We start from the raw sequence: 18,347 nt of genomic DNA on the forward strand, positions 1-18,347 counted from the left end.
TATGACCGTAAGATATAGAAAGGACGTGTCTCGATGAAAAATCCCCTGGACATCGCCCGTTCCGTATGCGATTCAGCCAAGACCAAGGCAGCCTGGTCCGTCCCCCAAATGATGGTTCTGGGAGGACTGGCCGGAGCCTACGTCGCCTTCGGGGGCTGGGCGATGACCGTGACCACCTTCGACTTGGCCTCGGTCGGGGTCGCCAAGGTGATCGGAGGATCGGTCTTCAGCATAGGTCTTATTCTGGTGGTGTTGGCCGGCGCAGAGCTCTTCACCGGAAATTGCGTCATGCCTCTGGCAGTCATGGCTGGCCGACTTCCCATGAGGGATGTGTTGAGAAACTGGTTTTGGGTGTATCTGGCCAACCTACTGGGGGCTGTCTTGGTGGCGGTTCTCGTGTATAATACTGGACTGTGGCGAGGTGATATAGGAGCCAAGGCTCTGGCCATCGCTGCGGGAAAGATGGGCCTTTCCTGGTGGGAGGCTTTCTTTCGGGGCATTCTGTGCAACTGGATAGTGGTCTTGGCGGTGTGGCTCTCCATGAGCTCCGAGACGGTGATAGGAAAGATATGGGCCATCTACTTTCCCATAATGGTCTTCGTGGCCTCCGGATTCGAGCACTCGATCGCCAATATGTACTTCATGGCTATGGGGCTTCTCCTGAAGGGAGATCCCTCGGTAGTCGCAGCTGCGGCTCTTCCTGCCGGTGACCTCGGAGCTGTCAGTCTCTGGGGATATTTCAATAACCTGATACCGGTCACTGCCGGCAACATCGTAGGAGGAGCTCTCTTCGTGGCGGTCCTTTATTTCTCGGTATTTAAATCCAATCTTGTCTCGCGGTGAGGGTCCGAGGGGGACCTTCATCTCGGGGCATTTACCTCCAATCTCTTCGCGACACGGGGCGGCGGCGGTGGCGGGACTTTCCCGTCACCGCCGTTGTCCTTCGTGATAAAATGAATCGGTTCTGCGACGAAAGATCTTTCGTCGCGTAAAGACGGGGTTCTCAAATTTACCCCTACGGAGGTTTTTTAATGGAAGAACAGACTCTTTTCGGAAAGATAATCCGTCATCCACTGGTGGAGGAGATCAAGAGGAGCTATCTGGATTACGCCATGAGCGTCATAGTCGGGAGAGCTCTTCCCGACGCCAGGGACGGATTGAAGCCGGTGCAGAGGCGTATCCTCTTCGCCATGCAGGAACTGGGCCTCAGACACAATCAATCTTATAAGAAGTCCGCCAGGGTGGTCGGAGAGACCATGGGTAAATACCATCCTCACGGCGACTCGGCCATATACGATACCATGGTTCGTCTGGCCCAGAATTTCAGTATGCGTTATACCCTGGTCGACGGACAGGGCAACTTCGGCTCCATCGACGGAGACAGCGCCGCCGCCATGAGATACACCGAGGCCAGGCTCCAGGAGCTGGGAGAGCTTATGCTTCAGGATATCGACGAGGATACGGTGGAGTGGGGTCCCAACTTCGACGAATCCCTGAAGGAACCGATGGTGCTGCCCTCCCAGGTCCCCAACCTTCTGGTTAACGGCAGCACCGGCATCGCCGTCGGTATGGCCACCAATATGCCTCCCCACAACCTTGGAGAGGTCGTCGACGCCATATGCTATCTCATAGAGGCTGGAGATCAGGCCGAGTTCGGCGAGCTGATGGCCCGTATGCCCGGTCCGGATTTTCCCACAGGAGGGATCATCCTCGGAAAGGACGGCATAATAGACGCCTATCGCACCGGTCGAGGCCGCCTGGTGGTGCAGGGATTGGTGCACGTGGAGGAAGGCAAGAGGGGTAAGAGCAGCGTCGTCATAACAGAGATCCCCTATATGGTCAACAAGACCACCATGATAGAGACTATAGCCTCCTGCGTTCAGAACAAAACCATAGACGGAGTTACCGACATCAGGGACGAGTCGGACCGAAAGGGACTCAGGGTCGTGCTAGAGGTCTCCAGGGACGTCGATCCCGAGCTCGTAATAAGACAGCTCTACAGGAGGAGCCAGCTCCAGAACACCTTCGGGGTGATAAACCTCGCCCTGGTGGACGGCCGGCCGGTGGAGCTTTCTCTGACCGATATGCTCAACGTCTTCCTGGGGCACAGAAGGACCGTCGTCAGACGGAGAACCGAGTTCCGGCTGAAGAAGGCCGAGGCCAGAGCCCATATACTGGAGGGGCTGGTTAAGGCCCTGGACGTGATAGACAGGGTCATAGCCCTTATCAGGGGCTCGGACAACGCCGCTTTAGCCAAGGAACGTCTCGTAGCTGAACTGGACTTCACCGAGATCCAGGCTCAGGCCATCCTGGACATGAAGCTTCAAAGGCTCACCGGACTCGAGAGGGATAAGCTCAACGACGAATTCGCCGGGCTTCTGGCCGACATCCAGAGATATCGCTCGATCCTGGACAGCGAGAAGGTCCTGGACGGCGTCATAGTGGAGGAATTGGTCGCCTTGAAGGGCAAATACGGCGACGATCGCAGGACCAAGATAGTGGATAGGGTAGGTCAGGACTGCTCCGACGAGGATCTCATTCCCAGGGAGGACATCGTGGTAATGCTCTCCAGAGACGGCTATCTGCGCAGGGTTCCCCTAGAGGACTACTCGCTTCAGGCTAAGGGAGGCAAGGGCCGTAGAGGTGCCAGGCTCAGGGAGGAGGACGAGGTGTCGCTCATGGGAGTGAGCACCACTCACGACGACATCTTCCTATTCACCACCAAGGGCAGGGTGTTCGCCATAAAGGGATACATCATATCGGAGAGCAGGACCGGCAAGGGCAAGCTCATCGGCAAATATATCTCCCTGGAGAACGACGAGAGGGTCGTCAGTATGAAGACTCGCAGAGGTCAGGAAGCCGGTTTCCTCTTCTTCCTTACGAGAAGGGGCATAGCTAAGAGGCTTCCCTCCTCTGAACTGGATAACCTTACCAGGGCAGGCCGCAGGGTGGTAACCCTCGACGAGGGAGACGAGATAGCCCAGATCCTTCCCACCTCCGGAATGGACGACCTTCTTCTGGTCTCCGCCATGGGGCAGGCTCTGAGGGTCTCGGAGGACGAGTTCCGTCCCATGGGCAGATCCGCCAGAGGAGTCAAAGCGATGAGGCTCAAAGACGGAGACAGGATAATAAGCGGCGAGGTCGTCACGGAGGACCGTCGTCCCATTCTGGTCAGCGAGACCGGCATAGGGAAGAGGACGAACTTCGAGGACTTCACCGTCCACCACAGGGGTGGAGGAGGCATGAAGGTCATGACGATCAACTCCAGGACCGGACTGCTCGCGGCCGCTACGTCCGTCTCAGAGGACGACGAGATCATAGTAATGACCGCCAAGGGCCGCATGATTCGAGTGGCCGCTAAAGAGATCAGGGTGCTCGGTCGTACCGCAGCGGGGTCGATAGTTGTCCGTCTGGACGGAGGAGACTCGGTGGTGGACCTGAGCGTGGTTAATATGGACGGAGAGGATCTGGAATGAGGTTCGCCAAGGACGGTTACGCCACGATAGCTCTGGCCTGGGGTGCGGTAGCGGCTGGTATGGTTCTGTGGGTTCCGTCTCTTATACTGTTGTTGCCTGTGGCCGCTCTGGTGTTGTGGTTTTTCAGGGATCCCGAGAGGGTCCCCGAATGCGGTCCGGAGGGATGGGTCTCCCCTGCGGACGGAGAGGTCGTGGAGATACTTTCTGTGAACCATCCCTATACCGGTCCCGCCACCAAGGTCGGCATATTCATGAATCCTCTCAGCGTACACGTAAACAGGATTCCCCGGGCCGGTACGGTGGAGTACATGAAATACGTCCCGGGGAAAAAATGGATGGCCTTCGCCGACAAGGCCTCGGAGGACAACGAAAGATTCTACCTCGGGTTCCACACCGACTGCGGCCCATCCATGGTGGTCCAGATAGCCGGTTTTCTGGCGAGACGGATAGTCTCCAGGACCAGGAGAGGATGTAGATACGATAGAGGTCAGCGTTTTGGCATGATTAAGTTGGGCTCTAAAGTTGACGTCTATCTTCCCGAAGGTGTACAGTTAAAGACATCTGTCGGACAAAAGGTTTTCGCCGGCAAAACCTGTATAGGAGTGTGTCGCCATGAGAGGACCGATTAAGCTGAAGGGCCACGATATTCACTGGAGGGCCTATATCCCCAACATGATAACCAGCGGGAACCTGCTCTGCGGCATGTTGTCTTTGATATTGACCATGAAGGGACAGTATTTCCCCGCGGCCTGGCTGGTCGCCTTTGCCGTCTTCTTCGACTTCATGGACGGGAAGGTCGCCAGGATGTTGGGGGTCAGCAGCGCGTTCGGGGTCGAGTTCGACAGCCTCGGCGACGTCGTGAGTTTCGGCGTGGCTCCGGCCATTCTGGTCTACTCGACGACCCTATCCTCCGTTCCCGGAGTCGGAGGCGCTTTGGTGGCGGTCTTCTTCACCCTCTGCGGAGCGCTCCGTCTCGCCCGGTTCAACGTCGTTCACGTTCCCGGCCCCTTTCAGGGACTTCCCATACCGGCGGGAGGCCTCTTTCTGGCTTCCTGGGCCATCGCCGGAATATCTCTTCCTCCGGCCATAATGGCGGCTATGGTGGCTTTGGCCGGAGCTCTGATGATCTCCACCGTTTCCTACAGCAACCTGAAGGGTCTTAAAAGGGGCGGGGTGGATCGAAGGAGGATGCTGTTCCTGAAGGTCCTGGTGGCCACGGTTGTGTTCCTCCTCAAGGAAAAGGCCCTCTTGGCCCTGATATCGGTCTATATAATAAGCGGGCTTATCCGCTTCGACTGGCAGGCCTGGCTGTCTATAGCGGAAGAGGACTCTGTGGAATACGACGGAGATTAAGCGTAGAGTCTGTAGTCTTTAGTCGGGAGAGGAGGGAGTCCTTCTCTCCCGTTTTCTCGTTTTAGGGAGGTGTCTAGTCGATGAGCGGTTCCCATGTGGATGCGTCTGGATGTTACGGCGATCGTTCCGTCCGGATCGATGTTCTCGAGTCCCCTGAGGGGAGCCTTTGGGTGGTCTGTCTCTTCCACGGTGTCTACGGAGTGGCGTCTCTGGAGGAGGGCAACAAATACGGAGAGCTTGCCAGGAGGTTGTCGGAACGGGGAATAACGACCTGTCTGGTCGAGACCAGCAGGGACGTGAGAAACAGATCAGATTTTCCCGACCGGACCGATTGGGCTGTCGCCGCTTTTGCTGGAAAAAAATACGGCCAGGAGCTTTTCGACCATATGTCGGGGCTAAGCAAGGTTTCCGAGATATTTCCCGATGGAAGGATCTGCCTCTGGGGGTTTTCTCTCGGTGGAATAGACTCTCTCATGATCGCAGGAGGTGTGGTGGAGCCGGTTTCCGATCTCGGCTTAGACGTGCCCCCCGTCCCATTGGATCGTATAGGGGCCTTGGTCATCTCCGGCAGCGGCGACACCCTGAGGTCCGACAGTTCCATAAAGACATCCTTGCCTGTACTGAGCTCCATCTGTGAGGCCGAGGTCCTAAGGGAGGCCTGCCGAAACGTGGAAGTTTCCTCTGTGGATTTCTTTTACGGAAGCGAGGACGATACCTTCGACGAGCCCTCCTGCCGGAGGCTTTTCGATCTGATACCGGTCTCCAATAGGCACTTTACCGTTATCGACGGGGCCGATCACCCCTTCAGGAGTTTAGATGGAATTTCCTCTACCAAACCTCTGGATCTTATGGTGGAGACCGTTTCGTCTCATCTCCAGGGCCATCCTGGCGACTGGCCCAGATAGCCCAGTATATCGGGCCCCCATACGAGAGCTGCCATGAAACCGGCGGTCAGAAAGGGAGCGAGGGGAACCGAGTCCTTTCTTGCCGCCTTTTTCAACAGTACCAGAAGCACAGCGAAAAGCCCGCCTATCATAAACCCCAGATAGGTGGCTATCAAGGCCATCTTCCATCCGAGAAGAGCTCCCGCTCCCCCCATCAAAGTGGCGTCTCCCCAGCCCATGCCGCCTCTGCTCAATATCACTATGATCGCTATGATCCCCGCGGCGGCGGCGGCGCCGATAGCCCCGTCCAGCAGGGCTTCCGTTCCTCCGAAGATCCGAAGGAGCGCTCCCGCCACAGCTATGGACCCTACCAGGTGGTCGTAGATGTAGCCCGACTGGAGGTCCGTCATGGCGTTGAGTATCATCAGCCATCCTCCTGTCATAGCCCCGACTCCTGCCGGAGACGGTCCCCAGATATAGAGGGCTACCGCCGACCATAGGGAGTAAAGCAGCTCCACGATGGGATATCTCACGGATATGGCGTTTTTACAGTATCTACACTTTCCTCTGGATGCTATCCAGGAGATCAGAGGTATCAGGTCCAGGGCCTGCAAGGTTCGACCGCAGCTGGGGCAGCTGGATCTCTCCGAACCCCACCAGGGTCTATCCGAGACGGTTCTTTCGGCGACGACGTTGAAAAAAGATCCCGCCACCGCACCTATCACCGCTCCTATGGCCGCCAGGGTATAGTTGGGAAGCGACATGTGTGGTTCATCCTTTCCGGTCTATTTCTAAACTTTCTTTCTTGTGTTTGCTCCTTTATCTTGCCATAATAACCTTAGAGACCGAGCTTGGAAAGCGTCGATCCGTCGGCGGCAGGAAGGAGGAGATCCATATGAAGAAGATACTGGTAGCAGTGGACCTCAGCGATCTCTCTGAGGGGTTGGTCCGTTACGGTTACGAGATGGCGGCTATGATGGATGCCGATATAGGTTTTATCCACATAGTGCCCCATCCCACATTATGGAAGGGCTACGAGCCTTGGCTCCCGCCTCAGTTTGGCCAGGAGATACTGGAGATAGCGGAGAAAAAGCTGAGACGGTACATAAAATCCGCCTGCAGCGGTGACTGCAATGCCTGTATAGGCTACGACCCGGCAAGGATACACGTAATAGTTAAGGAGGGCAATCCCGCTACCTCCATAATAGACCTGGCCAAGGACAAGGATATAGATCTGATAATAATGGGGCACAGAGGGCAGTCGGCGTTAGAGTGGTTCCTTGTCGGCAGCACCGCTACCTCGGTGGCCAGATATTCCCACTGTTCCGTGCTGATATATCGTCCTCCTATGGAGGACGAGGAAGAAGAGGAACCATCGGAGGAGAATTGAGACGAGGTTCAACGATATTCAAACAGGTCGAATGTCCTCTCTTTTGCTCCATGTCGGGACTATAAAAATCTGATACAATTGATCCATGTTCTTGAAAGGGGAGATTCGTGGTGAACGTAAAGGTCGTGGACCACATCGGAATAGCGGTTAAGAGCATAGAGGAATCCCTCAAGTTCTGGGAGGAAAGTCTCGGGATCCACTGTCATGGAGTGGAGGAGGTCGCAGAGCAAAAGGTCAAGACCGCCTTCCTTCCCATCGAGGATACGGAGATAGAGCTCCTGGAAGGGACCTCGGAGGACAGCCCGGTCTCCAAGTTCATAGAGAAGAAGGGCGAGGGGATCCACCATATGGCTATCAGGGTGGACGATCTCGAGAAAGCCTTGGCCGAGCTGAAGGAAAAGGGTGTTCGCCTGATAGACGAGACCCCCAGAATCGGAGCCGGCGGCGCAAAGATAGCCTTCGTTCATCCCAAGGCCAGTGGTGGCGTCTTGCTGGAGCTCTGCGAGAGAAGCTGACACTGCGTCTTATAGACGACCTAGAGTCGACAAAAGAGCCGAACCCTTTAAAGGGATCGGCTCTTTTATGCTTTTTAAACCCCTCTGTTGTCGCCCCAGGTTCTGCGGAAGGTGAACTCGTAAACCGCTTTCCTCTCCCTCTGTGCCACCTCGGCCTCCTGTAGATCCTCCGGAAGCGAGGATACCTCTCCGGGGTAACCGATGGCTATGGCAGTGACCGGGGTGTAGTCCTCAGGTATGTCGTAGGTCTCCTTGATTTTGTCTCCGTCGAAACCGGCCATCGGATGGGCGAACAGGCCCTTGGACGTGGCCTCGAGTATTAGGTTTTCCACCGCCATACCGACGTCGTGCCAGGCCCACAGGTTGTCCCTGCCGCTGGCGAATTTTTCCGCCGCCACGGCTATAACCAACACCGGTGCCTCCGAGGCCCATCTGACGTTGCCCGGTACCAGACAGTCCAACATGGTCTGAAACTCCTCAGGGTCCTCTTTAGTGGCGTAGATAAAAGTCCAGGGCTGCTCGTTGAAACAAGACGGCGCCCATCGGGCGGCCTCGAAAAAGGACAGGACTATCTCCTTCCCAGGAATCCTGGAAGAAAAGGCCCTGGGGCTCCATCGTCTGACCAAAAGGTCGTTTATAGGGTAGTTTGTTCTCGCTTTTTTTTCCATGGCTCACCCTCCTCCGCCACTATATAATATACTCAAACAACCGGTTTTACAAATTGCATATTCGTCATCATTTTCCGACGCAGAATCGAGAGAAGACGAGGTCGAGCAATGCCTCGTCGTCCTGGAGTCCTAAGAGCCTCTCCAGGGCCGATCGGGCCTCCTTGATGCTCGATGCGGCCAGGGTCTGATCGGAGTAGGAGTCCAGGGCTCCCTTCCCGTCCTTAAGGGATTCGATGGCGCCTCTTATCTCCTCCACCTGTCTGGCAGTTGCGTTGAGCCCCGCGTCGAGAGTTCCCGTCCCCGATACCAGGTCCACTATGGCCTCCTTCAGCTCGTCGAGGCCCCGTTTTTCCTGTGCCGATATCCGTATTATCCAGGATTCCGGCAGGAGTTCCGCTATATCCGTCTCGTCGAAGGCCTTGGGGAGATCGGATTTGTTCAGTGCTACTATGTGAGGTTTTCCCGACAGTTTTTCTGTCAGAGACCTGTCCGGTATCTTCAGGGGCTCGCTGCCGTCCAGTATCCATAGGACGACGTCCGACTCGTCTATCGCCTTGGCCGTCCTCTCTATTCCCATGGCCTCGACCTCGTCGGACGGGGTTTCCCTGAGCCCTGCCGTATCCATCAATCTCAGAGGAATGCCCTTGTGGGTGAAGACCTCCTCTATCACGTCTCTGGTCGTTCCCGGTATGGAGGTCACTATGGCCCTGCTCTCCCTGAGCAGGGCATTGAGAAGGGAGGATTTCCCGACGTTGGGACACCCGACCAAGGCTACCCTTATACCCTCTCTCAGGAGGTATCCGGTTGTACAGCGATCCAGCAGGTCTCCCAGATCCTGAATGAGTGTCTCCATCCTGTCGGAGACATCCTGATCCTCTATGTAGGGAACGTCCTCCTCGGGAAAGTCTATGCCTACCTCCAGTTCGGCGGACAACCCCAGCAACTCGTCGTATATCTCTCTGACGAACCGGGATAGCTCCCCTTGGAGTGTCCTGTTGGCCGCCCTCAACGCCTCGTTGCTGCGGGCGTGGATTATGCCGTTTACCGCCTCTGCCTGGGACAGGTCCAGTCGGCCGTTTTCGTAGGCTCTTCTGGTAAACTCTCCGGGGTCGGCGTGACGGCAGCCTTTCTGGAGACATCTCTCGAGACATCTCTGTGCCACCAGGCTTCCTCCATGGCAGTGTATCTCCGCCAGGTCCTCGCCGGTGTAGCTCTTAGGAGCCTGAAAGAGGACGATCAACACCTGATCGATGGAATCTCCGCTCTCGTCCAGGAGCGATCCGTTGTACATGATCCTGTACTTTATCTTCTCCGGCGGGGTGAAGGTCCTTACGAGGGACCCGGCGAAGTCGAAGGCATCGGGGCCGGACATCCGAATTATCGAGATGCCCGCATCCCCCCATGCCGTGGAGATTGCTGCTATGGTGTCTCCGAACATGGCGACCTCCTCGTGTTACCCTTTCTCGTTCAGTAGCTCCCTCATGGCCTCTCCCATGGCCTTGATCCCTCGGTCGGTCTCCTCCGGCGAGGCGAAGGTGAAGCACATCCTGAAGCTGTGTTCGCCTCCTCCGTTGGGGAAGAACGGTGCGCCGCATACGAAGGCGACCTTTTTCTCCAGACACCTCTGGAAGAGGTCTTCCGCCCTTATGTTGGGGGTGGTGAGCCAGTAGAAGAAGCCTCCTTTGGGGGTAATGTACTCGACCTCTCCCTTGGGAAGATATTTTGCGAAAGCCGCTTCCATTGCGTCTCTTTTCGTCCTGTAGTGGGACACTATCTTGGGCAAAAAGGCGTCGAGGTTGCCCGACTGGCAGTACTTGTAGACCAGCGCCTGGGCCACCACGCTGGTGCAGGTGTCCACGCCCTGTTTGAATACGGTCATGGTTCTTATGAGATCCTTGGGGCCTATCGCCCAGGCTACCCTGGTTCCAGGGGCCAGTATCTTGGAGAAAGACCCGGCGTAGAGGACCAACCCGGCGTCGTCCAGTGAGTAGAGGGTGGGCAGTTCGTCTCCCTCGAATCTGACGCAGCCGTAGGGGTCGTCCTCGAGGATTAAGAGTCCCTTCTTCTTGGCGACGGCGACCAGCTCTTTCCTCCTCTCCAGCGACAGGGTGCAGCCCAGGGGGTTGTGGAAGTTGGGTATGGTGTAGATGAACTTAACCTTCTTGCCCTCCGCCCTGGCCTGGTCCACTGCGTCGGATATTTTGCCTACCAGCATTCCGTTCTCGTCGCAGGGTATGGTAAGGAAGTTCGCCCCCTGGTTGTACATGTTTATGGTGTTGCCCAGGAACGAAGTCTCCTCGCAGACGATGTAGTCTCCTCTGTCCACCGTGGCCCTGGTGAGGAGGTCGGCTACCTGGCTGGAGCCCGATGTTATGAGTATCTCGTCCATCGAAGGCTCTCTGCCCATCTTTGGAGCGGTCCAACGGGACAGGAATTCCTTGAGAGGGGTGTAGCCCTCCGTGACCCCATACTGGAGGATGTCTCGGCCTTCCTCCAGTAGAATATCCGCTCCCTGGTGGAACTGTTCCACCGGGAAGATGTCGGGGTCGGGCATGCCTCCGGCGAAGGATATCATTCCCGGTTTCCTTATCAGATGGAACATTTCTCTTATGGGCGACGGCTTTATTCCCTTGGCGGACTGGCTCAAAAGGCCTTGGATCGTATCGGACATCTCTATTCCTCCTTATTATATCTTCGACGAAGAGGTCTGCCCTTAGGGCAGACCTCTTAAGTGTCCTTCTAGATTGTAGCCTTCTTGTCCCTTCGACGCCAGACCCTAGGCCTTCATCTCCCCTATGGCCTCGGCCAATCGGGAGATCCCGTCCTCTATCACATCGGGCTGTACGAAGGTGAAGTTGAGCCTCGCCTTGTCTATTCCCGCCGCCTCGTCCACGCAGAAGGGGGTTCCCACCACGAATGCGACCTTCTTGTCCACCGCTTTCTTGAAGAGCTCCCTCGAGTCGATGCCGGGCATGTCGAGCCAGAAGAAGAACCCTCCCTCGGGTTTAACCCAGGATATACCGTAGGGGGCCAGGTACTTCTGAAGACATTCCTCCATCTTGTCTCTCTTGGGGCGGTAGGTGTCTATTATCACCGGAAGGTGCTCCGAGAGGTAGCCCTTGCGGCAGTACTCGTAGACCAGAGACTGGCATATGGGGCTCGAACAGAGGTCGGCGGCCTGTTTGAAGACCACCATCTTGCGGATGATCTCTTTGCTGCCTGTGACCCAGCCGATCCTGGACCCGGGTGCCAATATCTTGGAAAAGGATCCGGCGTAGAGGGTCCCTCCCTTGTCGTCGAAGGAGAAGATGGAGGGGAGGTGATCCCCCTCGTAGCGGACGTAGCCGTAGGGGTCGTCCTCGAATATGGGGATGTCGAACCGCTGGGATATCTCGACCAGCTTCTTTCGTCTCTCGAGGCTCATGGTCGATCCGCCGGGGTTATGGAAGTTCACTATAGTGTATATGAACTTCACTTTCTTGCCCTCGGCCCGGGCCTTCTCTATCACACCTGGTAACAGGTCGACCTTCATGCCCTCGTTGTCCGTAGGGATGCCCAGAAACTGGGCTCCGTGGTTGTAGAAGGTGGTCAGAGCCGCCAGGTAGGAGGGATTCTCCGTTACCACGAAGTCTCCTCTGTCTATGAGGGCGGAGGCGAAGAGCTCCAGGGCCTGCTGGGATCCGGTGGTGAGAAGCATCTCGTCGGTTTCCACGGTCCTTCCCATCCTCTCGGCGGTGAAAGATGCCAGGAACTCCTTCAGAGGGGCGTAGCCCTCGGTCGTGCCGTATTGAAGGAGGTTTTTGCCGTCGTCCTTGAGGACGTGAGCTCCCTCGTAGAATTTGTCCACCGGGAAAACCTCCGGTGCTGGCATGCCGCCGGCAAAGGAGATCATTCCCGGTTGTTTTATGACCGCCAGCATCTCTCTGACCGGCGAGGGACGAACGTTTCTCGCCGTGTAGCTGTAGTTGTCCTCCCAAACGGTACTCAAGTCGATCGCCTTCCTTTTCTGCGGGAAAAAATCCCTGAGATTGTCCTTCCGTCTTACGCGGAGGTTTTTTTGAAAATCTGCCTATTTCCATTATAGCGTTGACTACGAATAAGTGAAATGACTTAAAATTTCGACTTATCCGTCGGGGGATCGGGTTTTTTAGCCTTGACATGTTCATAGGAGTCCTTATAATGGGCAACTAAAGTTTATGGATCGCTATAAAGAGAATGCTAGTTCATATGGAGGGATAGATGATGGAGAAAAAGGGAAAGGTGGTTCTGGCCTACAGCGGAGGGTTGGATACCTCCGTGGCGGTATGTTGGCTGATGGAGCGGGGATACGACGTGGTCACCTTGACCGCCGACGTGGGGCAGTCGGTCAATCTGGAGGAGAAGAAGGCCAAGGCCCTCAAGACCGGGGCTGTGGCGGCCTACGTCATGGACCTGAAAAAACAGTTCGTGCAGGAATTCGTTTGGCCCTCTCTCAAGGCCAACGGTATGTATCAGGGAACCTATCCCCTCAGCTCCGCACTGTCCAGGCCTCTTATCTCTCAGCAGCTTGCCTGGGTGGCGAAAAACGAGGGGGCTGTTGCCGTGGCCCACGGGTGTACCGGAAAGGGACAGGATCAGGTTCGTTTCGAGGTAGCCATAGGGGCTCTGAATCCGGAGTTGGAGGTCATAGCTCCCGTCAGGGACTGGCATTTCAGCCGCGAAGCGGAGATCGAGTACGCAAAGGAGCATGGCATAGAGGTCGGAGCCTCGGTCCAGTCTCCCTACAGCATAGACGAGAACCTATGGGGACGGGCTATAGAGTGCGGTGCCCTGGAGGATCCGTGGAACGAGTGTCCCGAGGACGCTTTTCAGATCTCGGTGGCCCAGGAGGTCGCTCCCGACAAACCCCAAAACGTGGAGATAACCTTTGAGAAAGGCGTTCCCGTGGCTTTGGACGGGGTTCCCATGGACGGTGTCTCCCTCATATTGAAGCTTCGGGAGATTGCCGGAGCCCACGGCGTGGGGCGGATCGATATGCTCGAGGATCGCTTGGTCGGCTTCAAGAGCCGCGAGGTCTACGAGTGTCCGGCGGCGATCACCCTTATTGCGGCTCACAGGGCCCTGGAGACGATGACCCTCTCCAAGGAGGTGCTGGCGGAGAAGAAGCGGCTTGAGGCTTCCTTCGCCGAACTCGCCTACACCGGTTACTGGTTCTCGCCTCTGAAGGAGGCCATAGATGCCTTTGTGGACAAGACCCAGGAAAACGTCAACGGCACGGTGAGGGTGAAGCTCTTCAAGGGTATGGCTACCGTTACGGGGCTCAAATCCCTCAGCTCGGTATATAGCCACGATCTGGCGACCTACTCGGAGGAGGATTCCTTCGATCACTCCGCCGCCGTAGGGTTCATAAAGGTATGGGGACTGCCTCTCAAGACCTGGAAGCAGGCTCATAAACAGGATCCGGAGAAAAACGAGTCTATTTCCGTCTCCTGCTGATAAATCGAGACTTGCGTGGTATTCTTCAAGGGGGTTCCGGACGGCCCGGAGCCCCCTTTCGTCGTCATGCTATGTCTATACAAGAGAGGAGTGTGTTCTCATGTGGAAGGGCCGTTTTTCCCAGGAGACGGATCGCAAGGTCCAGGCCTTTTCCCAGTCGCTTGATCTGGACTGGAGGTTGGCCCGATGGGACATAAGAGGTAGTCTCGCCCATGCGGAGATGCTGGCTAAGCGGGACCTGATATCCCAGGAGGAGCTGGAAGCCATAAGGTCCGGGTTTCAGGAGATTATTGACGAGATTGAGAGGGGAGACTTCACCCCAGACGAGTCTCTAGAAGATGTCCACATGAATCTGGAACACCGTCTTACCGAGAAGATCGGCGACGCCGGAGCCAGGCTCCATACGGGACGGAGCAGAAACGATCAGGTAGGCACCACCATGAGGCTCTACGTGAAGGACGTTCTGTGCCAGGTCAAGGCCGGTATGGTCGATCTCATGGATGCCCTCCTGGACAGGGCCGAGTCTCATAGAGAGACCATCGTGCCCGGCTATACCCATCTACAGCAGGCCCAGCCGGTCAGTATGGGACATCTCTGGATGGCTTACTTTCAGGCTTTTTCCAGGGATCTCAAGAGGCTGGAGTTCGCCATGGACGAAGCGGATGAATGTCCTTTGGGGTGCGGAGCCCTTGCCGGTTCCACCCTTCCCCTGGATCGGGAGTACACGGCCGAGGCTCTGGGGTTCTCCAGGCTCTGCGAGAACAGCATGGACGGGGTGGGGCAGAGGGACTATATATTCGACGCCCTTAGCTTCTCCGCCATGTTCGCAGTACATTGCAGTCGCATGGCCGAGGACCTTATAATATATTCCAGCGCCGAGTTCGGCTGGCTTAAGCTTCCCGATGCCTTCTGCACCGGCTCGAGCATGATGCCTCAAAAGAAGAACCCCGATGTGCTGGAGCTCGTCAGGGGCCGTACCGGTCAGATGATAGGCTATCTTGTGGATATCCTGGTGACGCTAAAAGGGCTTCCAATGACCTATGACAGAGATCTACAGGAGGACAAGAGGGGACTTTTTTCCTCCTTCGACGTCCTCTCCCACGTTTTGGGGGTGCTTCCATCCCTGGTGAGGGCCATAGAGGTCGACGCAGACAAGGCGGCCGAGTCCTTCGCCGACGGATTGGCTCTGGCTACCGACGTCGCGGAGTATTTGGTGACCAGAGGGATTCCCTTCAGAGAGGCCCATCACAGGGTCGGAAGCCTGGTGGGATGGTGCGTCAGGGAGGATAAGAGCCTGTTCGATCTGACCCTTGAGGATTTCGAGGATTTTCTTGGCGACGTCGACGAAAACCTGCTCTCCCTGGTGGACCTGGAGGCCGCAGTCGTCAGGCGAGATACTCTGGGAGGAACGGGTTTTAGACAGGTTTCCAGACAGATCGAAAAGGGGAAAAAACTTCTCTCGAGATTGAACTGAGAAAGGCTATTTCCGAAAGACAAGCGGTGGCTCCTTTTTGAGAGCCACCGCTTGTCTTTATATTCTTAACTGGGGCAAGGTATTTGCTCCCATCGGCATAAGCCAGGCGGTCGGTTTTCTTATCTCTCCTGGTTTCGCTTTAGATAACCCTTCTTCCAGAGATCTTACGGCAATGATTCCGGTCCCCTGAAGTTCCTCCTGGTTTATCTCGGTTACCAGGATGAAACGACATGTCAAAGCCGCCTCTGCGATGACGTACCCGACGAATTTGGCGATGGAGAAGGCTCGTCGCAGCTCGGCTTCTCTGGCGTTTTGATCGGGAAAGTCCATTAACATAGATCGGACTTCCGGATGTCCGAATCCCTCGGAGCAGGCGCTGAGAACTATCATCGTTCCCCCTGGTTTCACCGCTTCCAGCCCGTTTATTATGGTTTTTGAGGTCTGATATAGGTTTATGTCCTTGGGGAAACCTCCCGCGGAAGCCACCACCAGATCGGCTTTTTCCGTTATGGAGATTCGGTCCACCTCGTCGACGATTCTAGTTCCCTCCAGATGGGCTTCTTTCCAGTTCCCCGCCACAGCCCAGGCGATGTTTCCCTGTCCGTCGAGAATTACGTTGAGGGCGAATGTGGGATTTACCATCGAGGCGGCCTCTACCATGTCCATGTGTATGACGTTTCCCTCTAGGTTACCGCTTCGACAGCTTTCGTTTCTTCCCGAATCCGGAAGGGGTTTGAGAGCCAGAGCGTGGTTTTTCATTATGGTTTCATGTCCGGCGATTCCCGGCAGAATGGCTTTTCTGCCTCCTCCCCATCCTGCCATAAAATGATACACGATGCCTCCGGTTATCACTATGTGGTCCGCTTCTAGAGCGGATTTGTTCAATTTTACAGGCGTTCCGAACGAAGTGGTACCGACATATTCGAGTGATTCTTCGTCTTGAGATATGTGATCGATAACCTTAAAACGTCCGGCCAGCTTTCCGAGAAGTACGCTATGTTCCTCCTCGGTCTGTTTTCTGTGGGTTCCAGTGGCACTCAAGAAGAATATGTCGCTTTCCTCTACGCCTCCGGCTTTTATCTCTTCGACAAGTAGCGGAAGATAGGATGCGGTATGCTGCCATGCCCTGGTTATGTCGCATATGACTATGCATACTTTCTCTCCCGGCGATACCTTGTCCTTCAACCGTTCGCTGGCTATGGGATTTTCCAGGGCGGACCTTATGGCATCCTCCTCCGAAGGGGCTCCGTCTCGGGGATTGCTTTTCAGGACCCCTAACAGAGTTTCCTCTCCCAAGACGAATTTTTCGTATCCTTTGCCAAATTTAAGGGTGTATTCTTTCATGATGAGCCTCCTTGATCTAAACAGGGTAGATCTTGTATGTGTATAATAATGCCAGTATTCCGAGAAAAAACATGAGGATCAGAGATGGAATCATGGTTTTTCTCATAACTTTACCCTCTTTTCCCAGAATCCCTACGCAGGCGCAGACCGCTACTATGTTGTTGGGGCATATCATGTTTCCTATGGCTCCGCCTGTGTTTTGGGCGGCGACTACTGTCATGGGGTTCATTCCCAAGGTCTTGGCCGCTTCTATGTGAAGGGGGTTGAACATCAGGTTGGATCCTAGGTTGGTTCCTGTTACGAAGCCTCCGATCTGTCCTATAAGTACTGCTGTCATGGGATATAGCCATCCGGCCGCTGCGCTAAGGGTCACGGCGAGAATCGAGATTTGGCCGGAAATCCTCATGCAGTTGACCATGGCCATCAGAAAACTCATGGCCAAAAGGGCTGGAAGAACTTTTCTGAAAGCTACTGAGATTGAGTCCCTGAGTTTGCCGTTGGCTCCGAGTATTATTGATGCCGCCGCCGCACTGATCATTATTACCGTTCCGACCCATACGGTGTATCCTCCTCCGAAGGAGGCCAGAGTTCCGAGTGGGACGGAGAGTCTAACCGTTACGAGCATGGCGCAGAGGATCAGATAGGGGGTTATGGAGAGAGCGAACTTTCTCGGGGATATTTTGCCTACGTTATCGTCTTTCTCCAACCGAAATTTCTCCGGGATTTCGTCGATCGTTCTCTTGGTCGCCATGAGCCATAAGCTGAAAGCTGCGGTGCCGAAGATCCCTCCGATGAGGCTGGTGAGTTCCGTGACGGATATGAAGACATTGCTTATCATGAAGTTGGCCGATCCCATTATCACCCCTATCGCAATTACGTCTTTCCATATACCTTTAATGGCTTTGGCTCCGAATACGAAAGCTATCATCAGAATGGGAAGAACGAGATATTCCAGGGCGGCCATCCTTCCGGTCATTGCAGAAGCCTGAACGAAATCCACGAATTTGCCTGCTCCTACTACGGTAGTGGCTCCCGCACCTCCCCAGCTTACCGGTACGGAATTGCCTATCAGGCAGGCCGAAGCCGCTACTACAGGGTTCATTCCGAGTCCTACGAGAAAGGGTGCGGCCAGGGCGGCCGGCGATCCCGCTCCGGCTGCACCCTCGAGAAAGGTCCCAAAGGGTATGGCTAGAAGCAGAACCATCGATCTCCTGTCGGAGGTGACTCCCGCCAGACTGGTTTTTATCGTATCCATGGCGCCGGACTCGACCATGATCTGCAGCAGGGTAAAAGCCGCGAAAATGAGCCAGACTATCCTGACGCCGTCCATTACTCCCAGCCAGCTGGAACGGACCAGTTCGTTCAAGGGGGTGGAGAACAAAGTTAGGCCAGAGAAGAACGCTGCTGCCCAGGCCGTGGGAGCCATTAGTTTCGAGGGAATGTCGAATCCGGCCATTCCTATAACTATGGCTCCTATGGGTAACGCTGCTATGACGAATTCCATGATGATACCACCTTTATTTTAAAATTGGTCTACAAAAAAAGGGCGGAACCCGTGGGGGTTCCGCCCTTTTTGCCGTGTGAAGACGACTCCTACGTCGTCATGGGGGAAGACCACGATAAAGCAGGCGTCGAAATGCATAGAATGAACGTTTCGGCTGAAAAAGCTCTCATCGTTTGGTCCTCCTTTACTAATGGATTTGCAGAGTCTAGCAGTCACAGGGGGTTTTGTCAACTTTTGTTTGGCTTTGACATCGTGAAGATAGCC

The 18,347-nt window shown here is 55.5% G+C and carries 16 protein-coding genes; 9 read left to right on the forward strand and 7 right to left on the reverse strand.

Annotation, left to right across the window (positions count from 1 at the left end; genetic code table 11):
• Nucleotides 1-33 precede the first annotated feature (33 nt).
• From L2W48_RS09710 to L2W48_RS09730, 5 genes are all read left to right on the forward strand, one after another.
• A complete protein-coding gene (locus L2W48_RS09710; protein ID WP_236099567.1) occupies nucleotides 34-843 on the forward strand; it encodes a formate/nitrite transporter family protein in 810 nt (269 codons plus the stop codon).
• 188 nt (nucleotides 844-1,031) lie between these two features.
• Nucleotides 1,032-3,476 carry a DNA gyrase subunit A gene (gene gyrA / locus L2W48_RS09715; RefSeq protein WP_236099568.1) on the forward strand — a complete coding sequence of 815 codons (2,445 nt, stop codon included), beginning with the start codon at nucleotides 1,032-1,034 and terminating at the stop codon, nucleotides 3,474-3,476.
• Entirely contained in the window at nucleotides 3,473-4,105 is a 633-nt protein-coding gene (locus L2W48_RS09720; RefSeq protein WP_236099569.1) for a phosphatidylserine decarboxylase, read from the forward strand. Before gyrA ends, L2W48_RS09720 begins: the two co-directional genes overlap by 4 nt.
• Nucleotides 4,089-4,829, forward strand: a complete 741-nt coding sequence (gene pssA, locus L2W48_RS09725; RefSeq protein ID WP_236099570.1) for a CDP-diacylglycerol--serine O-phosphatidyltransferase — start codon at nucleotides 4,089-4,091, stop codon at nucleotides 4,827-4,829. Before L2W48_RS09720 ends, pssA begins: the two co-directional genes overlap by 17 nt.
• Nucleotides 4,830-4,909: 80 nt before the next feature.
• Complete coding sequence (locus tag L2W48_RS09730; protein WP_236099571.1) at nucleotides 4,910-5,734, forward strand: alpha/beta hydrolase; 825 nt, start codon at nucleotides 4,910-4,912, stop codon at nucleotides 5,732-5,734.
• On the opposite strand, the gene L2W48_RS09735 is transcribed toward L2W48_RS09730, so the two are convergent.
• A complete protein-coding gene (locus L2W48_RS09735) occupies nucleotides 5,698-6,477 on the reverse strand; it encodes a prepilin peptidase (RefSeq protein WP_236099572.1) in 780 nt (259 codons plus the stop codon). The genes L2W48_RS09730 and L2W48_RS09735 overlap by 37 nt on opposite strands.
• 131 nt (nucleotides 6,478-6,608) lie before the next feature.
• On the opposite strand from L2W48_RS09735, the gene L2W48_RS09740 reads away from it, so the two are divergent.
• Complete coding sequence (locus L2W48_RS09740) at nucleotides 6,609-7,103, forward strand: universal stress protein (RefSeq protein ID WP_236099573.1); 495 nt, start codon at nucleotides 6,609-6,611, stop codon at nucleotides 7,101-7,103.
• Nucleotides 7,104-7,213: 110 nt separating this feature from the next.
• Nucleotides 7,214-7,618, forward strand: coding sequence for a methylmalonyl-CoA epimerase (mce, locus tag L2W48_RS09745; RefSeq protein ID WP_236099574.1), 405 nt, complete (start codon nucleotides 7,214-7,216; stop codon nucleotides 7,616-7,618).
• 74 nt (nucleotides 7,619-7,692) lie between these two features.
• On the opposite strand, the gene L2W48_RS09750 is transcribed toward mce, so the two are convergent.
• The 4 genes from L2W48_RS09750 to L2W48_RS09765 form a co-directional block, all read right to left on the reverse strand.
• On the reverse strand, nucleotides 7,693-8,286 hold the full coding sequence (locus L2W48_RS09750; RefSeq protein ID WP_236099575.1) for a nitroreductase family protein: 594 nt from the start codon (nucleotides 8,284-8,286) through the stop codon (nucleotides 7,693-7,695).
• Between the two features lie 67 nt (nucleotides 8,287-8,353).
• On the reverse strand, nucleotides 8,354-9,724 hold the full coding sequence (gene mnmE / locus L2W48_RS09755) for a tRNA uridine-5-carboxymethylaminomethyl(34) synthesis GTPase MnmE (RefSeq protein WP_236099576.1): 1,371 nt from the start codon (nucleotides 9,722-9,724) through the stop codon (nucleotides 8,354-8,356).
• Nucleotides 9,725-9,739: 15 nt separating this feature from the next.
• Nucleotides 9,740-10,957, reverse strand: coding sequence for an aminotransferase-like domain-containing protein (locus L2W48_RS09760; protein WP_236099577.1), 1,218 nt, complete (start codon nucleotides 10,955-10,957; stop codon nucleotides 9,740-9,742).
• Between the two features lie 105 nt (nucleotides 10,958-11,062).
• The gene (locus L2W48_RS09765; protein ID WP_236099578.1) at nucleotides 11,063-12,274 is read right to left on the reverse strand and encodes an aminotransferase-like domain-containing protein; all 1,212 of its coding nucleotides are present in this window, start codon (nucleotides 12,272-12,274) and stop codon (nucleotides 11,063-11,065) included.
• 251 nt (nucleotides 12,275-12,525) lie between these two features.
• On the opposite strand from L2W48_RS09765, the gene L2W48_RS09770 reads away from it, so the two are divergent.
• Both L2W48_RS09770 and argH read left to right on the forward strand, forming a co-directional pair.
• Nucleotides 12,526-13,761, forward strand: a complete 1,236-nt coding sequence (locus L2W48_RS09770) for an argininosuccinate synthase (protein ID WP_329604254.1) — start codon at nucleotides 12,526-12,528, stop codon at nucleotides 13,759-13,761.
• A 100-nt stretch (nucleotides 13,762-13,861) separates the two neighbouring features.
• On the forward strand, nucleotides 13,862-15,235 hold the full coding sequence (gene argH, locus L2W48_RS09775; RefSeq protein ID WP_236099579.1) for an argininosuccinate lyase: 1,374 nt from the start codon (nucleotides 13,862-13,864) through the stop codon (nucleotides 15,233-15,235).
• A gap of 57 nt (nucleotides 15,236-15,292) precedes the next feature.
• Here argH and L2W48_RS09780 read toward each other — a convergent pair whose 3' ends face one another.
• Nucleotides 15,293-16,579 (reverse strand): lactate racemase domain-containing protein, encoded by a 1,287-nt coding sequence (locus L2W48_RS09780; protein WP_236099580.1) that lies wholly within the window; start codon nucleotides 16,577-16,579, stop codon nucleotides 15,293-15,295.
• A gap of 16 nt (nucleotides 16,580-16,595) precedes the next feature.
• On the reverse strand, nucleotides 16,596-18,083 hold the full coding sequence (locus L2W48_RS09785) for an L-lactate permease (protein WP_236099581.1): 1,488 nt from the start codon (nucleotides 18,081-18,083) through the stop codon (nucleotides 16,596-16,598).
• Nucleotides 18,084-18,347: the final 264 nt, after the last annotated feature.

Source organism: Dethiosulfovibrio russensis (genome assembly GCF_021568855.1).
GTDB lineage: Bacteria > Synergistota > Synergistia > Synergistales > Dethiosulfovibrionaceae > Dethiosulfovibrio > Dethiosulfovibrio russensis.